This is a genomic window from Pseudomonas sp. RIT778, assembly GCF_019718735.1.
GTDB lineage: Bacteria > Pseudomonadota > Gammaproteobacteria > Pseudomonadales > Pseudomonadaceae > Aquipseudomonas > Aquipseudomonas aphyarum.
On record NZ_JAIHBA010000012.1, the window covers coordinates 115,032 to 131,686 of the forward strand.

Here is a 16,655-nt window from a genome sequence, read left to right on the forward strand (position 1 = left end):
TTTCTGAAGGCAAAGTCTGTAGTCGAATGCGCCAATTCTTGAAGGGGAGATCGAAGTTTCAAGTAGGGGAAATCTGATTTTTCAGTCACCCAACCTGCACCCCTTGCCCCTCATGCAGAATCGCCCGCCCTCAATCTGCAGAGAGACATCGGATGTTCGCGCCTGCCAATCAACCGCGTTTCACGTTGACCGTCGAAGGCGCCCAGTTTGACCTCAAAGTCCTTGAGTTCACGGGCAAGGAAGCCATCAGCCAACCCTTTCGCTTTGACCTGGAGCTGGTCAGTGAACGGCCGGATCTGGATCTTGAAAGCCTGCTGCACTGTCAGGCGTTTCTGAGTTTTGATGAAGACGGTTCCGGTATCCACGGTCAGATCTATCGGGTCGGGCAGGGGGATTCCGGCAAGCGTCTGACTCGCTATCACGTCAGCCTCGTTCCGCGTCTGGCCTACCTTGGTCATCGGATCAACCAGCGAATTTTCCAGCACCAAAGCGTTCCGCAGATCGTGACGCAGATCCTCAAGGATCACGCGATCCTGCGCGACGCCTTCGAATTTCGCCTCGGCAGCGATTACCCGCCGCGTGAATACTGCGTGCAGTACGCCGAGAGCGATCTGGCGTTCATCCAGCGGCTGTGTGCCGAAGTCGGCATTCACTTCCACTTTCAGCACAGCCCGGACGGGCATCTGTTGGTGTTCGGTGACGATCAAACGGTGTTCCCGCGTCTGGCCGAGCCGACGCTGTACCTGCCGGGCAGCGGCATGGCTGCGGCGGCACCGGCGATCAAGCGCTTCACCGTTCGGGTGGAAACCCGCACCAGCGTGGTCACCCGACGTGATTACGACTTCAGCAAACCCCGGCTGGCGCTGCAAAGTCGCGCCGAAAGCGAACAGCGCCCGGTGCTGGAGGATTACCACTTTCCCGGCCAGTTCACCGAGCGCGAAACCGGCAAGCAACTGGCCCAGCGCACGCTTGAACGGCATGTCGCCGACTACCGTCAGGCCGAGGGGCGCAGCGATCAATCTGCTTTGGTCAGCGGACATTTCCTGCAACTGGCTGAGCATCCGCGCCAGGATTTGAATGACCTCTGGCTGCTTACGTCTATCGAGCACCATGGCCGACAGCCGCAAGTGCTGGAGGAATCGGTGACCAGCGATGGCGACGAATTCCGGGGTTACCGTAATACCTTTCTCGCCACGCCGTGGGACGTGTTCTTCCGCCCGCCGATGGGCCCGGAAAAACCACGGATGCTCGGTTATCAACCGGCCGTGGTTACCGGCCCGCAAGACAGTGAAATCCATTGCGACGAGTACGGCCGGGTCAAGGTGCAACTGGCCTGGGATCGCGACGGCGAACTCAACGAGCATTCCAGTTGCTGGCTGCGGGTCGCCAGCGGTTGGGCTCATGATCGTTATGGCAGCGTGCTGATTCCACGGGTCGGCATGGAAGTGCTGGTGGGGTTTATCGATTCGGATGCCGACAAACCTCTGGTCATGGGGTGCCTGCCGAACGCGGCGACGCCGGTGCCGCTGGACCTGCCGGCCGACAAGACCCGCAGTATTTTCCGCAGCCAGAGTAGTCCCGGCGGTGGGGGCTACAACGAATTGCGGATCGAAGATCGCAAAGGCGCCGAGGAAATCTACCTGCGGGCCCAGCGAAACTGGACGCAGCATGTGTTGAATGATCAGCAAGTTCAGGTCGACAACCAGCGCAGCGTCGTTGTCACGGGCCTCGCCAAGCATGAGCTGAAGGCCGATGAGCAGCACATCACCCACGGTCAGCGTCAGACCGAAGTGAAGCAGGACGACCACCTTACGGTGACCGGCGACCGGCACATCCGCGTAAGCAATCAGGCGATCAACGCCAGTGCTCAATTCCACGTCAGCGCCGGCCAGCAAGTGGTGATCGACGGCGGGGCGAGCGCGACGATTCAGGCGGGCGGGCAGTGGATCAACATTGGCCCCGGCGGGATCTTCAGCAGCGTGCCGATTGTGGTGGGTGGCGCGCCGATGGCGGCGATGAGCGCGGCGCCGACCGTGCCGGGGTTGCCGGAGAAACTGGTGGCTGCACCGGCTGCGATTCTGACTGCCGCGCAAATCATGAGCCTTAAAGGAGACGCACCGTTCTGCGAAGAATGCGAGCGCTGCAAGGACGGTGTCTGTGCAGCCTGAACAATGGTTGAAGGATGTGCCGCTGAAGCCGTCGGAGCAGGTGTTCGCGATTTTCAGTAGCGCCAGTGCGGTGGATCCGCTGAAGGTTTGGCCTCTGAGTGCGCAGTTGCCGAGTCCGGTCTGGGCGGAAACGATCTATGCCGAGTGGGATGCGGTGATGCCCTACGTGGGAATCGTCGACGCGGACAGTGAGTTTCTGGATTGGGTGGCGACCACGGAGTCTCGCGACTGGGGTTGGCTGGCGGTTTCTTCGGCGGGGCTTGAGGCGGTGGTCGAGCACTTTCGCAGTTTGACCCAGGTGCTGATGCCGGACGGGAAAGCGGTGTTCTTCCGGTTTTGGGATGGGCGGTTTTTGTTGCCGATCCTTGAGTCGCCCGAGGTGGATGCCGGTCAATTGCTGCCGGTCCTCACGCGAGGCTTGATCAACGGTCAGGCCGTCGAGATCGGGGGAAGGGCGCGGGTCTCGAATCGGGAATTTCCTTGGTGGTCGGTGCCGGAAAAGCTGCTGGCGCAGTTCGGCGGTGATGCCCGGATCAACAACGCCTTGCAGTGGTTGAGCGAGGAGCAGCCGGCGTTGTTCGAGGCATTTCCCGCCGATGTCTTGCGGTGCAAGGTTGTCAGGTTTTTTGCGGTTTCAGCGTCGGACGAATCGTCGGCTTCGGCGTTGCTGGACTACTTGCGGGACGAGTCAGAGTGAAATTTCCGGGCAAAGGCTTCGGACGTTTCCTGCGAGTTGCGGCGGTTTGCGTGAACTGGTGGGCGCGGTGGTGCGGGGATAGTCTTTGGCTGTCTCCGCAAGTGTGGAGACAGGGCGTAGGAGCCCTGATTTCAGAGCAGTGCATAAGCGTCGTTGCCAGATTTGCGGCAGTTTTCACGCGACCGTAAGATCCTTTGCGGCGGTTATGCGCGGGCACGCTTCGGCGTGGCTGAGTGCTCTGGTCTCAGTCCTCCTACCCCGCGCATGGCTGCCACCCAATCCTGTAGGAGGGAAATGGTGTGCGCCTCTTTCACTGCCAGAGGATTAAACAATGAGCACGCTTCATCCAGATCCACCCTACGAACCATTCATCCCTCACCCCAACAACCGCCTCATGGCGCTGACCAGCAACTGCAACGATATGCCCACGTTGTTCATCGACACCCATGCCCCACTCGACATCCTGATGGACGCCGCCAACTACCGCATCCGCGCCGTGATCCAGGTCCTGGAAAACATGTGCATGCGCGGTTCGGTCGAGTGCGACTCGGTCATCCTCAGCGACTTCGCCCAGCTCTGCGTGATTCCGCTGCGTGACGGCTGTGATGTCTTGGATGTGATTGGCAAGCGCCTACACGCCATACCGTCCTGACTCGATCGTTCCCACGCTCTGCGTGGGAATGCAGCCCGTGACGCTCAGCGTCACATGGGGTATCAGCCACAACTGCGGTGGACGCCTGGAACGCGGAGCGTCCCTGTAGGTATTCCCACGCGGAGCGTGGGAACGATCATTAGCAAGACCTCACTCTCAGCCCTTTCCAGAGATTCTTCCAGCATCGGTTTGAAAGGATCATTTAGTCAGGCGAGAAGATTTCAGTTTTGCAGATACTGATCCTGCGACTTGATGAAAGCGTCAAACTCTGGGGAGTTATAAATTTCCAGACAAGAATAGAACACTATGTTTTTACCAGTCTGTTTACTGGTTGAGGACGTTTTGAGGTATGCACCTGCCATGTATTTCTCAGTCTCAGCATACGGATCATGCGTGACCTCCAGCGTATCTTCATTCTGCAGTATCACGTGTTGCCCCTTACCCATGGCCGAGTAGGCGCCAATAGCGAGTCCAAGATCCGATTTTATGTCGGACTCAGACTTGAATTGATTCGATATGCAGTTGGCGAGACCGTAATTCTTCAGTGAGACTCTTGCACTGTTTACTGCAGCCTCACCTGAAAGGGCGCTTCCGGAAATACCCAGAATGCCTATTGCGACGAGTAGCTGGAATTTCATCCCTTTAACTCCCAGAAGTTGATTTTTTCCAGCTTTACGTCTGGCCGGTCATAGGTATGGCTATCGGGACGATGGTAGTCGCTGTTGTCTCCAGTGGCGCTACCATTCCATAAAGTCGCATGGCCCGTCGCATCGCTCCATCCCGTGATCTCCATGATAATGACGCCCTTCTTGCCATTGATGAAGTCTGCGTTGCTCAGCGTCAACTCGTGATCGGGAGCCCCCCAATTGTGTTTCAGGAAAGCCAGAAAGTCCGCGACTTTCATGATGTAGGGGAGCTGATCAGCGCCGGCCAGACGATAGATGGATTTGCTGGGAATGATCGTTCCTTTCGGGATTTTGTAACCGCCGTAGTTGAATCCTCTGCTTATCCTCAAAGCACAGGCGTTTGCATAGGCGTCCGGTTTTTCTGCTCTGGCAGCCTCGACATTGCCCCCGACAAGCGCATAAACATCTATTGAGCTTTTAAGGCCGACCTCTGCGTAGGCAGTCCACAGCGTGCTGAATTTTGGCCTTTTGACGACGATGTTGGAGCTCACGCCGCCTGAACTGATATTGACCTGGGCCATTAGATCTCTCCTTCCATATCAAATGCTTCCCCTTGAAAAGCATTCGGGATGATCGCGATTCCTTTCGCTCCGACAGTGCCCGACAACGTCTTTTCTGTCGCGCCACTGATCGTGACAGTTACCGTTTCACCGGGTGAATAGCCGGATGTTTTTACGTGAATATTGAGGTCGGTATAGAAACGCGACACAGAGTCCACGGGAGTTTGGCTTTCCCCGTACGAGAAGGTTATTCGTTGTATGGTTTTGGGCTTTGGAATAAGGCTGCTTATCGCAGAGAAGCTCGCAGCACTATGTTCACCGCCACCATAAACAGACGATTGACCGAACAAGAGCGTGTTGGATTTTGGTGGACAGCCGCAGGCGATGTAATCACCTTCGAGTGCGACCGGTCCGGCGGGTAATGTAACTGTTCGAGGGCCGACTGCCACAATAGGGCCTTTGCCTGCACTGCATGCCGGACAGCTGGCCATGTGGCCGATGGAGGATGTGCTTACGGCGTAATCAATGTTGATTCCGGCGTTCCCTTCCAGCACTGCGCCACCGGTTGAGGTCGGAGCGCCGATTCCGATCACCTTTCTTCCCATGTAAATGTCCCTCTTTACAGGTTTTAAGTGCGACCGATCTTCGCATTCCCTTTGTTCAAGAGATGAAGAGTATCTATGGCGAGTTGTTTCTTGATGTTGCTTTTGCCTTAGATCCCATCTATCTCAGGGGGCTCTCACGGATGTACCCGACAGCAAGACCACCCACTCAGCCCCCAACCCCTGACTTGCCGCCCGGTAAAAGGTAAACTTCACGGCCCTCGCAGGAGCAGCCATGAATTATCGTCACGCCTTCCATGCCGGCAATCACGCCGATGTGTTCAAACACCTGACCTTGACCCGCCTCATCGCCCTGATGTCGCGCAAGGAGCAGCCGTTTGCCTATCTCGACAGCCACGCCGGCATCGGTCTGTATGACCTGCAGGGCGATCAGGCGAATCGTACCGGCGAGTACCTGGAAGGCATCGCGCGCTTGTGGGATCAGCCGGATCTGCCCGCGCTGACCGCGGACTACATGAAAGTGCTGCACGAGATGAACCCGGATGGCCAGTTGCGCTATTACCCGGGCTCGCCGGAGCTGGCGCGGCGTCTGACCCGGCCGCAGGATCGGGTGATGCTCAACGAAAAGCACCCCGAAGACGGCGTCCTGCTCAAGGACAACATGGCCGGTGATCGTCGGGTGAAAGTGCATCTGGGCGAGGGCTGGCATGTCGCCCGCGCGATGTTGCCGGTGCAGGAGAAACGCGCGGTGATGCTGATTGATCCCCCGTTCGAACAGCTCGATGAAATGCAGCGCTGTGCGGCGTCGATGAAAGAGGCCATCGGCCGGATGCGTCAGACCGTGGCGGCGATCTGGTATCCGGTGAAGGATCAGCGTGCGCTGCGTCGTTTCTATCAGGATCTGGCCGGCACCGGTGCGCCGAAGTTGCTGCGGGTCGAGCTGCTGGTGCATCCGCTGGACACGCCGAACAGCCTGAACGGCTCGGGCCTGGCGATTGCCAATCCGCCGTGGGGGCTGGAGGAAGAATTGCGTGAGCTGCTGCCGTGGCTGTCCAAGAAGTTGGGTCAGACCCAGGGTGGATGGCAGATGGATTGGTTGATCGCCGAGAGCTGATCAACCGTCAATGATCGTTCCCACGTCGAGGCGTCGAACCGTCCGTGTGGGAATGCCTCAATGGACGCTCTGCGTCCGCTGTTGGGACGCGGAGCGTCCCGGGCTGCATTCCCACGCGGAGCGTGGGAACGATCAGTGGTCGCGGTCAGACGACGCGGTCAGTTACCCGCCAGGCTTGGTGGCATGCAAACACCCGTGCCGCCAATCCCGCAGTAGCCTTCCGGATTTTTCGCCAGATACTGCTGGTGATAAGTCTCGGCGAAGTAAACGGTCGGTGCCTGTTCGATTTCGGTACTGATTTCACCCAGACCCGCCTTCGACAGCTCAGCCTGATAAACGGCTTTGCTCTTCAGCGCCGCATCCAGTTGCTCCGGATGGGTCGCGTAGATCACCGAACGGTACTGAGTGCCGATGTCATTGCCCTGGCGCATGCCCTGCGTCGGGTTGTGCAGTTCCCAGAACATCGCCAGCAGCTCTTCGTAGCTGACCTTGGCCTTGTCATACACCACCAGCACCACTTCAGCGTGGCCGGTCAGGCCCGAGCAGACTTCTTCGTAGGTCGGGTTCGGCGTGTAACCGCCAGCGTAGCCGACCACGGTGCTGACCACGCCTTCGCGCTGCCAGAAGCGGCGTTCTGCCCCCCAGAAGCAGCCCAGGCCGAAGATCGCGAAATCGACGTCTTCGAAAAACGGGCCGAGCAGCGGCGTGTCTTCGAACACGAAGTGCTTTTCAGGCAGGGTCATTGCGGTTTCGCGGCCAGGCAGAGCTTGTTCTTTAGTCGGTAGCACGTTTTTGTTCACCAGAATTTCCGAGCGCAGAACCATGATCGTTCCTCTCAGTCAGGATGGGATGTAAAAAGTCTGACCGCCAGTGTGCCCAATGATGCCCGGTTAATCACTAGGCAAAATGTGCGGGTACTGTCTTGGGATTTACAGGCAGAGCGGGCCGCGCGGGTAGCGCTTGAGCGCCTGGATCAGCTCGCCGCCCGGAATTGGCCGGTCGAACAGGTAGCCCTGGCCGACGTCGCAGCGGTGTCGGCGCAGGAACGCCAGCTGCTCGGCGGTCTCGATGCCTTCGGCCACGACCTTGAGTTTCAGGTTGTGGGCCATGGCGATCACGGCGGAGGTGATTTCCATGTCGTCCTGGTTGTCCGGGATTTCATGGATGAAGCTGCGATCGATCTTGATGATGTCGATCGGGAATTTCTTCAGATAGCTGAGCGACGAGTAACCGGTGCCGAAGTCGTCCATGGCCAGGGTCAGGCCCAGACGCTTGAGCTGGTCGAGCTGCAAGTGGGTGTCTTCGGTCGCTTCCAGCAGCAGGCCTTCGGTCAGCTCCAGTTCCAGCAAATTGGCCGGCAGCGCTTCTTCCTTGAGGATGTTGGCGATCGAGGCCACCAGATCCGGGTCGGAGAACTGCTTGGGCGACAGGTTGATCGCCACTTGCAGATTGCCCATGCCGGCGGCGGTCAGCGCCTTGCTCATGCGGCAGGCCTGGCGGGCGATCCACTTGCCGATCGGAATGATCAGGCCGGTTTCCTCGGCGACGCTGATGAACTGATCCGGGCGGATCATGCCGCGCTCCGGGTGGTTCCAGCGCAGCAGCGCTTCCATGCCGAGCAGGCGACCGCTGCGCAGGCACAGCTTCGGCTGGTAGAACACATCCAGTTCGTTCTGGGTCAGGGCGCGGCGCAGGTTGTTCTCGACGAACAGTTTGTAGCTGGCCTCGGCGTTCAGCGCTTCGGTGAACACCTGGACCTGATGTTTGCCGTTGGCCTTGGCCTTGTGCAGGGCCAGACCGGCGTTGCGCATCAAAGTCTGCGGGTCGCGGCCGTGCAGCGGCGCGCAGGCCAGGCCCACGGAGCCGGTGACGCTGATCAACTGGTTGTCGACGAACATCGGTTTGTCGAGGGTCATCAGCAGCTGGCTGGCGATCTGTTGGCCTGCTTCGAGGTCGGTGTTGTCGAGCAACACCGCGAATTCATTACTGGCGAACCGCGCCAGGCTGCCGCTCGGGCTCAGGCTGTTGCGCAGACGCCGGGCCAGGCTGATCAACAGTTTGTCGCCGGTCTGGTGGCCGAGGCTGTCGTTGATCCGCTTGAAGTTGTCGATGTCCACCAGCAGCAGGCTGATCGGGGTATCGCTATCTCGGGCGAAGCGTTCATCCAGGTTGCGGATAAATGCAGGCCGGTTGCCGAGGTTGGTCAGGTTGTCGGTGTACGCCAGGCGCTCGATGCGCTGCTGCGCCAGTTTGGTCTGGGTGATGTCTTCGTAGATGCCGATGTAATGCGTCAGCTCACGGTTGTCACCGTAGACCTTGGAGATCGACAACTGACCCCAGTAGGGTTCGAGGTTCTTGCGGCGGCTCTTGAACTCGCCCTGCCAGCTGTTGCTTTTGGCCAGCGCCGAGGGCGCGTCGAACAGCAGCTCGCTGAGGTTTTCCAGGGCCGGCAGTTCCGACAGGCGCTGGCCGTGGACTTCCTCGGTGGTGTACTGGGTGATCGCGGTGAAGCTCGGGTTGACGTACTCGACCACGCCGTCGCAATTGACCAGCAAAAAGGCGTTGGCGCTTTGCTCGACCGCACGCTGGAACAGGTGCAGGGCGCTCGTGGCGGTGCGGCGGTTGTGGTTGTTGATGACTTGGGCGAACTGGTCGGCCAGTTCACCGGCAAAAGCGATTTCGTCGGACTGCCAGGCGCGGGTGACGCCGGTCTGCTCCAGGCACAACACGCCGACCACCTGGCCGTCGACGCGGATGCTGGCGTCGAGCATGGCGTTGACGTCACGCGGGCGCAGGGCTTCGGCCATTTCCCGGGTACGCGGGTCGCGCATCGCATTGTGCGCGTCGATGGCGCGGCTGCCGTGCAGGGCTTCCATGTAATCGGGGAAGCCGCTGACGTCGATCACGTCCGGCAGGATGTATTCCTGGGTGGCGCGGTGGTAGGCCGAGATCGGCACCAGTTTCTGGCCTTCGAGATTCCACAGGCTGGCGCAGTCGATTTCATAGATATCGCAGGCGCAACGGGTAATCAGTTCGGCGGCTTCTTGCAGGGAGTTCTGGCTGCTGTAGCGCTGGCGGGCCAGCAGCAGGATCAGGTCCTGCTGGGCGCGCACCCGCTCCAGATGCTGCAGTTGTTCCTGCTGGGCACGCTGATTGAGCTCAAGGGCGATTTGCAGGCGTGAATTCTGGGTTTCCAGGTCGACTGACGGCAGCGTCGGTGCTTCGTCGAACACGTTGTCGACCGCCAGCAGGTAACCGCGCAGCAAGTGGCGGTTGTGCTGTCTGTAGGCTTCGCCGAGTTCAAGAATGCTCAGCGCGCCGGCGGCGGTGTGCAGGGTGTAGCGCACCAGATAATGCGGGCTTTCGCCGAGTTGTTGCTGGATCGCGTCGTGCAGCTGATAGCGCGCTTCGGGCTCCATCAGGCTGGCGTAGGGCGAGCCGACCAAAGCGCAGAGTTCGACGGCAGGCTGGCCGAACTGGCGTTCACAGTTGGGATCGAGAAACAGCATCGCCCAGCTGGCTTCATTCAGGCGCTCGAAACGCAGCATGCCGAGCCGCGAGGGCACAGGCAACTGCGTCACTACCTCGGCCACCATACGGCTGGCGGCATCGGGTTGGCTCTTCATGAAGGGAACTCGCTTGGAAATTTGCTGAACGCGCCGGGCTCTCGCCCTCTTTACTGTTGCCTGCGGCAAGGTTGCATCATTGCGGCACCGACTGACAAGAGACATGAAGGCCAAGTGCTATAAGAATATGTCGGCTGCAGTGAACATTTCTCCAGCACTTGCCGGAAACTAATGCTATCAACCGTGGAGATGGCCGTTCCAGAGCCTTCGGGCATCCGGAACGGTCGTGCCGCTGGATTCATCGCAACGGAATATCGATGGATTGCAGGTGCCTGCCATCCCGGTCGTGATAGTTGACCTGGATCCGCCCGGCCTCGACCACCATGTGCGCAAAGTTGTCCTGGCTGATGACCTGGCTGGTCAGCGCGTGCCGGTATTCGCCTGCCTCGGTCTGCGCCAGCGGTTGATCTAGCGTGAAGGTCGCGGCGGTGGCGTAGGGCAGCAGTTTGCTGTTGCTCAGCGGTGAAGACACGACGGTGTGTACTTCAAAGTCCGGGTCTTCGCTGTGGCTCAGGCGACTGGTCAGCGAACCATGCACATCGCCGGAAATGAACACGACGTTCCTGAGCCGATGTTGGCGAATGGTTTCCAGCAAGCGCAGGCGCTGTTCGGGGAAGCCCGCCCAGGCATCATCGCCGTTCATTTTGCGGTCGGGGTAGAACATGACGCTGGTGACCACGAACTTGACCCGTGCCGTGCTTTCGACCAGCCACGTGCACAAGGCCTGTTCCTGTTGTTCATCGAGGATGCGACGGTTGTTGTTCGACAAGTCGCGGCGAGTTCGACTGTCCGTCACAAACCATTCGATATCGCCGTCGCTGAATTGATACCAGTAGTGCTTCAGTGAAGTGCGGTCGATTGTGCCGTTAGTTGTTGATGAATAAGCAGGGCTATGACTGGCTTGATAAAGTTCGTAAGCCTTCATCGCATTGCTAAACAGTGTTTCATCGGACTCGTGGGCGTTCATTGGCCAGTTATCTTCTATTTCATGATCATCAAGAATCATGTAAGTCGAAGTCTCCGACATCAGTCGTCGGATATTGGGCAGGGAAAACGCCGCACGGTACTTTGCAATGAAGTCGTCATAGTCGCGGTCCGGGGCGAACAGGTTCAAATCGTCCGCGTAGATCTGATCGCCACACATCATGATGGCGCTGATCGCCGGTTGTGCGCCTTCGATCAGTTGGCTGATGGACGCGAAGATCCGGTCGCCCAGGTGCGGGAGCACCGGGATGCCGGAGGTCATGCGCAGGTAGCGACAGGAACCAAGGATGTAGGCGCGCGGCTGCAAAAGCTGGCTGCTGCGGGTGCGCAGGAGATAGGTCTCCCGTGGCCATTGCAGCGGCAGCTCCGCCACGCTGTGGATAGTGTGGACGGGACTCATCGGGCTGAACCAGCCGGTCTGGTATTCGTACTCGGTGTCGGCTTGCAAATGATCGAGCACCAGCACTTCAGTCATGTCGCGGGTTGAATCCAGTTTTACAAACTGGCCCGTCTGCCATTGTTGCGAATCCAATATCCGGTAACGGATGCCGGCAAATACGGCAGCGTTATGTTGCAGTCCGCCACGAATGAAAATTCGCGCCTGATTAGTTGTTGTGTGGCCAACGATCGGGCCGACAGTAGGTTTCAGCATGTTCGAATCCATTCGAATAAGTGTTGGTGATTGATAAAGTTGCCTGGCTTTTCGGTGCAACTTTGATGCGCCAAGGTTAGTTGCCTGTCGCTGAAAAATATCGATTTGAAGTGGACTAAAGTCGTGGCCTATATCAGCGCAAGTTGTGGGAAAAGTGCAGGCGAACGTTATTTCAGGCAAAAAAAAGCCCCGCCAAACTGACGGGGTTGAGGTACGAGCGTGTGGCGCTCGAAAACGTGGAACACGGTCGGCCCTCCGTTGCCGGAGGGCCGAGCGCTTTACAGCAGGATGGTGCGGATGTCCGCCAGCAGGTCGCTCAGACGCTTGGTGAAGCGTGCAGCAGCGGCGCCGTTGATCACACGGTGATCGTAGGACAGCGACAGAGGCAGCATCAGTTTCGGCTGGAAGGCTTTGCCGTCCCAGACTGGCTGGATGGTTGCCTTGGAAACACCGAGGATCGCCACTTCCGGCGCGTTGACGATCGGCGTGAAGCCGGTACCGCCAATGTGGCCGAGGCTGGAAATGGTGAAGCAGGCGCCTTGCATCTCGTCCGACGAGAGCTTCTTGGTCCGGGCTTTTTCAGCCAGGGAAGCGGCCTCGGCGGCCAGTTGCAGCAGGCTCTTCTGGTCGACGTTCTTGATGACCGGTACGAGCAGGCCATCCGGGGTGTCGACGGCGAAGCCGATGTTCACGTATTTCTTGCGGATGATCGCCTTGCCGCTTGGTGCCAGCGAGCTGTTGAAGTCCGGCAGTTCCTTGAGCAGGTGTGCGCAGGACTTGAGCAGCAGCGGCAGGATGGTCAGCTTCACGCCGGCCTTCTCTGCGACGGCTTTCTGTGCGGTGCGGAACGCTTCCAGCTCGGTGATATCGGCCGAGTCGAATTGCGTTACGTGCGGCACGTTCAGCCAGCTGCGATGCAGGTTGGCAGCGCCGACCTGCATCAGGCGGGTCATCGGCACTTCTTCGATTTCGCCGAAACGGCTGAAGTCGACGACCGGAATCGGCGGGATGCCCGCGCCACCGGTTGCGCCAGCAGCAGCGGCCGGTGCTTCCTTGGCCTTCTGCATCATGGCTTTGACGTAAACCTGCACGTCTTCTTTCAGGATGCGACCGTGCGGACCGCTGGCGCCGACAGCGCTCAGCTCGACGCCGAACTCGCGAGCCAGTTGACGCACGGCAGGGCCGGCGTGAACTTTCGCACCAGGCTTGGCTGGCGCAGCAACTGGAGCGGCCGGAGCGGCAGCAGGTGCAGCGGCAGCCGGAGCAGCAGCGGCCGGTGCCGGAGCGCTCGGAGCAGCAGCGGCAGCTGGAGCCGGGGCAGCAGCGGGAGCGGCGCCTTTGACTTTCAGCTTGAGGATCAGGTCGCCGGTGCCGACTTCGTCGTCCAGCTTGATGGAAACGCTTTCCACCACGCCAGCGGCAGGCGACGGGATTTCCATGCTCGCCTTGTCGGATTCCAGAGTGATCAGCGACTGGTCGGCTTCGACGCTGTCGCCAGCCTTGACCAGCACTTCGATGATCTTGGCCTTGCCGGCCGAACCGATGTCCGGAACGTGGATGTCCTGAACGCTGTCGGCAACCGGTGCGGCTGGAGCGGCGGCAGGCGCCGGTGCAGCGGCAGCGGCCGGAGCAGCAGCCTGGGCCGGAGCGGCAGCAGCAGGGGCCGCAGCACCCGCCACTTCCAGATCCAGGATCAGGTCGCCAGTGCCGACTTCGTCGTTCAACTTGACGCTGATGGCCTTGACCACGCCAGCGGCAGGCGACGGGATTTCCATGCTCGCCTTGTCGGATTCCAGGGTGATCAGCGACTGATCAGCCTCGACGGTGTCGCCGACCTTGACCTGGATCTCGATGATCTGGGCCTTGCCCGACGAACCGATGTCCGGCACGTGCACTTGCTGAACCGAAGCGGCAGCAGGGGCAGCAGCTGGTGCAGCCGGTGCAGGAGCGGCAGCCGGTGCAGCTTCGGCCTTGGCGGCAGGAGCAGCAGCCGGAGCAGGGGCCGCAGCTGCGGCGCCCTCGACTTCCAGTTCCAGCAGTTCGTCGCCTTCTTTCAGGCGATCGCCCAGCTTCACTTTCAGGCTCTTGATGACGCCGGCTTTCGGGGCCGGCACTTCCATGCTGGCCTTGTCCGATTCCAGAGTCAGGATGCTCTGGTCGGCTTCGATACGGTCGCCGACCTTCACAAACAGTTCGATTACTTCACCTTCACCGCTGCCGATGTCAGGTACGCGAATGAGTTCGCTCACAGAGTTTCTCCTCAGCAGTCCAGTGGGTTGCGTTTTTCCGGGTCGATGCCGAACTTGGTAATGGCCTCGGCCACGACTTTAGGTTCGATATCACCACGGTCAGCCAGTGCTTCCAGGGCTGCCAACACCACGAAATGACGGTCGACTTCGAAGAAATGACGCAGTTTCTTGCGGCTGTCGCTGCGGCCGAAACCGTCGGTGCCCAGGACTTTGAATTCCTTGGACGGTACCCACTGACGGATCTGCTCGGCGAACAGTTTCATGTAGTCGGTAGAGGCGATGACCGGACCTTTACGGCCGCTCAGGCATTCTTCGACGTAGCTGCGCTGAGGCTTCTGGCCAGGTTTCAGACGGTTGCTGCGCTCTACGGCCAGGCCGTCGCGACGCAGTTCGTTGAAGCTGGTGACGCTCCATACATCGGCGCCGATGTTGAACTCTTCACGCAGGATCTTCGCCGCTTCACGGACTTCACGCAGGATGGTGCCGGAGCCCATCAGCTGTACGTGGTGCGCCGCATCGCGGGTGTCTTCTTCCAGCAGGTACATGCCTTTCTTGATGCCTTCTTCGGCACCGGCCGGCATCGCTGGCTGCTGGTAGGACTCGTTCATCACGGTGATGTAATAGAAGATGTCCTGTTGCTCTTCGGTCATCTTCTTCATGCCGTCCTGAATGATCACCGCCAGCTCGTAGCCGTAGGTCGGATCGTAGGTGCGGCAGTTCGGGATGGTGGCAGCCAGCAGGTGGCTGTGACCGTCTTCGTGCTGCAGGCCTTCACCGTTCAGGGTGGTACGGCCGGCGGTGCCGCCGATCAGGAAGCCACGGGTGCGGCTGTCGCCAGCGGCCCAGGCCAGATCGCCGATACGCTGGAAGCCGAACATCGAGTAGAAGATGTAGAACGGCAGCATTGGCTGGTTGTGGCTGGAGTACGAAGTACCGGCAGCGATGAAGGAGCTCATGGCGCCTGCTTCGTTGATGCCTTCTTCAAGGATCTGACCTTTCTGGTCTTCCTTGTAGAACATCACCTGGTCTTTATCGACTGGCTCGTAGAGCTGGCCGACGGACGAGTAGATGCCCAGCTGACGGAACATGCCTTCCATACCGAAGGTACGGGCTTCGTCCGGGATGATCGGAACGATGCGCGGGCCGATTTCCTTGTCCTTGACCAGTTGCGCGAGGATTCGCACGAACGCCATGGTGGTGGAAATTTCACGGTCGCCGGAACCGTCAAGGATCGCCTTGAGGGTGTCCAGATCCGGAGTCGGTACGCTGAAGCTCTGTGCGCGACGCTGAGGTACGAAACCGCCCAGTGCAGAGCGGCGCTCGGCCAGGTAACGGGCTTCGGCGCTGTTTGGCTCCGGCTTGAAGAACGGCAGGTTTTCCAGCTCTTCGTCTTTCACCGGGATGTCGAAGCGGTCGCGGAACAGCTTCAGGCTGTCGACGTCGACTTTCTTGGTGTTGTGCGCGGTGTTCTTCGCTTCGCCCGCACCGGTACCGTAACCCTTGATGGTCTTGGCCAGGATGACGGTCGGTTGTTCTTTGTGGTTGACCGCTTCGTGGTACGCCGCGTAGACCTTGTACGGGTCGTGGCCGCCACGGTTGAGTTTCCAGATCTCGTCGTCGGACAGATCAGCAACCATCGCCTTGAGTTCTGGCGTGTTGAAGAAGTGTTCACGCACGAACGCGCCGTCTTTGGCTTTGTAGTTCTGGTACTCGCCGTCGATGACTTCGTCCATGCGACGTTGCAGGATGCCGTCGACGTCTTTGGCCAGCAGTGGGTCCCAGAAACGGCCCCAGATGACTTTGGTCACGTTCCACTGAGCACCGCGGAATACGCCTTCGAGTTCCTGGATGATCTTGCCGTTGCCGCGAACCGGGCCGTCGAGGCGCTGCAGGTTGCAGTTGATGACGAAGATCAGGTTGTCCAGCTTCTCGCGGCCGGCCAGGGAGATGGCGCCCAGGGATTCCGGCTCGTCGCACTCGCCGTCGCCCAGGAAGCACCAGACTTTCTGTTTGCCTGGCTGGATGAAACCGCGGTGTTCCAGGTACTTCATGAAGCGAGCCTGGTAGATCGCCTGGATCGGGCCCAGACCCATCGAAACGGTCGGGAACTGCCAGAAGTCAGGCATCAGCCAAGGGTGCGGGTAGGACGACAGGCCCTGACCGTCGACTTCCTGGCGGAAGTTGTTCATCTGGTCTTCGGTGATGCGGCCTTCCATGAATGCACGGGCGTAAACGCCTGGCGAGGTGTGGCCCTGGAAGTAGATCAGGTCGCCGCCGTGTTCGTCGGTCGGGGCCTGGAAGAAGTAGTTGAAGCCGATGTCGTACAGGGTCGCACTGGAAGCGAAGCTGGAGATGTGACCACCCAGGTCAGAATCTTTCAGGTTCGTACGCATTACCATGGCCATCGCGTTCCAGCGTACCAGCGAGCGAATGCGGCGTTCCATGAACAGGTCGCCAGGCATGCGTGCTTCGTGGGTAACGGGGATCGTGTTGCGGTAAGGCGTGGTGATGGCGTAAGGGAGCTGCGAACCGCTGCGGGTCGCCAGTTCACCCATACGGGTCATCAGATAGTGAGCACGGTCTTCGCCTTCTTTGTCGAGAACCGATTCCAGGGCGTCCAGCCATTCCTGGGTTTCGACGGGATCGAGGTCTTGCATGGCTTGCTCCAGGGCGGAAAGGCTTCCAGAATCGGTTGCCTGAGTTTGCGACTGGCCTTGTGGGCAGACGATTTAAAATTCTTGGATTGCCGACAGGTTGTTCCGGC

General features: G+C 59.5%; 12 protein-coding genes. 4 read left to right on the plus strand and 8 right to left on the minus strand.

Annotated features, from left to right (window positions below):
* Nucleotides 1–152 precede the first annotated feature (152 nt).
* The 3 genes from K5E37_RS09625 to K5E37_RS09635 all read left to right on the plus strand — a co-directional run bounded on the left by K5E37_RS09625 (nucleotide 153) and on the right by K5E37_RS09635 (nucleotide 3,517).
* The gene (locus K5E37_RS09625; protein WP_221533682.1) at nucleotides 153–2,168 is read left to right on the plus strand and encodes a type VI secretion system tip protein VgrG; all 2,016 of its coding nucleotides are present in this window, start codon (nucleotides 153–155) and stop codon (nucleotides 2,166–2,168) included.
* A complete protein-coding gene (locus K5E37_RS09630; RefSeq protein ID WP_221533683.1) occupies nucleotides 2,158–2,865 on the plus strand; it encodes a DUF4123 domain-containing protein in 708 nt (235 codons plus the stop codon). Before K5E37_RS09625 ends, K5E37_RS09630 begins: the two co-directional genes overlap by 11 nt.
* A gap of 331 nt (nucleotides 2,866–3,196) precedes the next feature.
* On the plus strand, nucleotides 3,197–3,517 hold the full coding sequence (locus K5E37_RS09635; protein ID WP_085608455.1) for a hypothetical protein: 321 nt from the start codon (nucleotides 3,197–3,199) through the stop codon (nucleotides 3,515–3,517).
* 221 nt (nucleotides 3,518–3,738) lie between these two features.
* On the opposite strand, the gene K5E37_RS09640 is transcribed toward K5E37_RS09635, so the two are convergent.
* Genes K5E37_RS09640 through K5E37_RS09650 form a run of 3 tightly spaced genes read right to left on the minus strand, consistent with a single transcriptional unit; the run spans nucleotide 3,739 to nucleotide 5,308 of the window.
* Nucleotides 3,739–4,155 (minus strand): hypothetical protein, encoded by a 417-nt coding sequence (locus tag K5E37_RS09640; RefSeq protein ID WP_127796709.1) that lies wholly within the window; start codon nucleotides 4,153–4,155, stop codon nucleotides 3,739–3,741.
* On the minus strand, nucleotides 4,152–4,724 hold the full coding sequence (locus tag K5E37_RS09645; RefSeq protein ID WP_127796710.1) for a type VI secretion system amidase effector protein Tae4: 573 nt from the start codon (nucleotides 4,722–4,724) through the stop codon (nucleotides 4,152–4,154). Before K5E37_RS09645 ends, K5E37_RS09640 begins: the two co-directional genes overlap by 4 nt.
* On the minus strand, nucleotides 4,724–5,308 hold the full coding sequence (locus K5E37_RS09650; RefSeq protein WP_127796711.1) for a PAAR domain-containing protein: 585 nt from the start codon (nucleotides 5,306–5,308) through the stop codon (nucleotides 4,724–4,726). The genes K5E37_RS09645 and K5E37_RS09650 overlap by 1 nt, the downstream gene beginning before the upstream one ends.
* A gap of 232 nt (nucleotides 5,309–5,540) precedes the next feature.
* Here K5E37_RS09650 and K5E37_RS09655 point away from each other — a divergent pair, with 232 nt between their 5' ends.
* Entirely contained in the window at nucleotides 5,541–6,380 is an 840-nt protein-coding gene (locus K5E37_RS09655) for a 23S rRNA (adenine(2030)-N(6))-methyltransferase RlmJ (protein WP_007952304.1), read from the plus strand.
* A 158-nt stretch (nucleotides 6,381–6,538) separates the two neighbouring features.
* Here K5E37_RS09655 and msrA read toward each other — a convergent pair whose 3' ends face one another.
* The 5 genes from msrA to aceE form a co-directional block, all read right to left on the minus strand.
* On the minus strand, nucleotides 6,539–7,204 hold the full coding sequence (gene msrA, locus K5E37_RS09660; RefSeq protein ID WP_007952303.1) for a peptide-methionine (S)-S-oxide reductase MsrA: 666 nt from the start codon (nucleotides 7,202–7,204) through the stop codon (nucleotides 6,539–6,541).
* A gap of 105 nt (nucleotides 7,205–7,309) precedes the next feature.
* Nucleotides 7,310–10,006 (minus strand): bifunctional diguanylate cyclase/phosphodiesterase, encoded by a 2,697-nt coding sequence (locus K5E37_RS09665; protein WP_085608456.1) that lies wholly within the window; start codon nucleotides 10,004–10,006, stop codon nucleotides 7,310–7,312.
* A 238-nt stretch (nucleotides 10,007–10,244) separates the two neighbouring features.
* The gene (locus K5E37_RS09670) at nucleotides 10,245–11,642 is read right to left on the minus strand and encodes an alkaline phosphatase D family protein (RefSeq protein WP_221533694.1); all 1,398 of its coding nucleotides are present in this window, start codon (nucleotides 11,640–11,642) and stop codon (nucleotides 10,245–10,247) included.
* Nucleotides 11,643–11,920: 278 nt separating this feature from the next.
* Nucleotides 11,921–13,891, minus strand: a complete 1,971-nt coding sequence (gene aceF, locus K5E37_RS09675) for a dihydrolipoyllysine-residue acetyltransferase (protein WP_221533684.1) — start codon at nucleotides 13,889–13,891, stop codon at nucleotides 11,921–11,923.
* Between the two features lie 11 nt (nucleotides 13,892–13,902).
* The gene (gene aceE, locus K5E37_RS09680; protein ID WP_007952295.1) at nucleotides 13,903–16,548 is read right to left on the minus strand and encodes a pyruvate dehydrogenase (acetyl-transferring), homodimeric type; all 2,646 of its coding nucleotides are present in this window, start codon (nucleotides 16,546–16,548) and stop codon (nucleotides 13,903–13,905) included.
* Nucleotides 16,549–16,655 lie beyond the last annotated feature (107 nt).

Bases quoted from the DNA above. Each gene is read 5' to 3' on its own strand.
- K5E37_RS09625 (WP_221533682.1), top strand. From the start codon at position 153: ATGTTCGCGCCTGCCAATCAACCGCGTTTCACGTTGACCGTCGAAGGC.
- K5E37_RS09635 (WP_085608455.1), top strand. From the start codon at position 3,197: ATGAGCACGCTTCATCCAGATCCACCCTACGAACCATTCATCCCTCAC.
- K5E37_RS09640 (WP_127796709.1), bottom strand. From the start codon at position 4,155: ATGAAATTCCAGCTACTCGTCGCAATAGGCATTCTGGGTATTTCCGGA.
- K5E37_RS09645 (WP_127796710.1), bottom strand. From the start codon at position 4,724: ATGGCCCAGGTCAATATCAGTTCAGGCGGCGTGAGCTCCAACATCGTC.
- K5E37_RS09650 (WP_127796711.1), bottom strand. From the start codon at position 5,308: ATGGGAAGAAAGGTGATCGGAATCGGCGCTCCGACCTCAACCGGTGGC.
- K5E37_RS09655 (WP_007952304.1), top strand. From the start codon at position 5,541: ATGAATTATCGTCACGCCTTCCATGCCGGCAATCACGCCGATGTGTTC.
- msrA (WP_007952303.1), bottom strand. From the start codon at position 7,204: ATGGTTCTGCGCTCGGAAATTCTGGTGAACAAAAACGTGCTACCGACT.
- K5E37_RS09665 (WP_085608456.1), bottom strand. From the start codon at position 10,006: ATGAAGAGCCAACCCGATGCCGCCAGCCGTATGGTGGCCGAGGTAGTG.
- K5E37_RS09670 (WP_221533694.1), bottom strand. From the start codon at position 11,642: ATGCTGAAACCTACTGTCGGCCCGATCGTTGGCCACACAACAACTAAT.
- aceE (WP_007952295.1), bottom strand. From the start codon at position 16,548: ATGCAAGACCTCGATCCCGTCGAAACCCAGGAATGGCTGGACGCCCTG.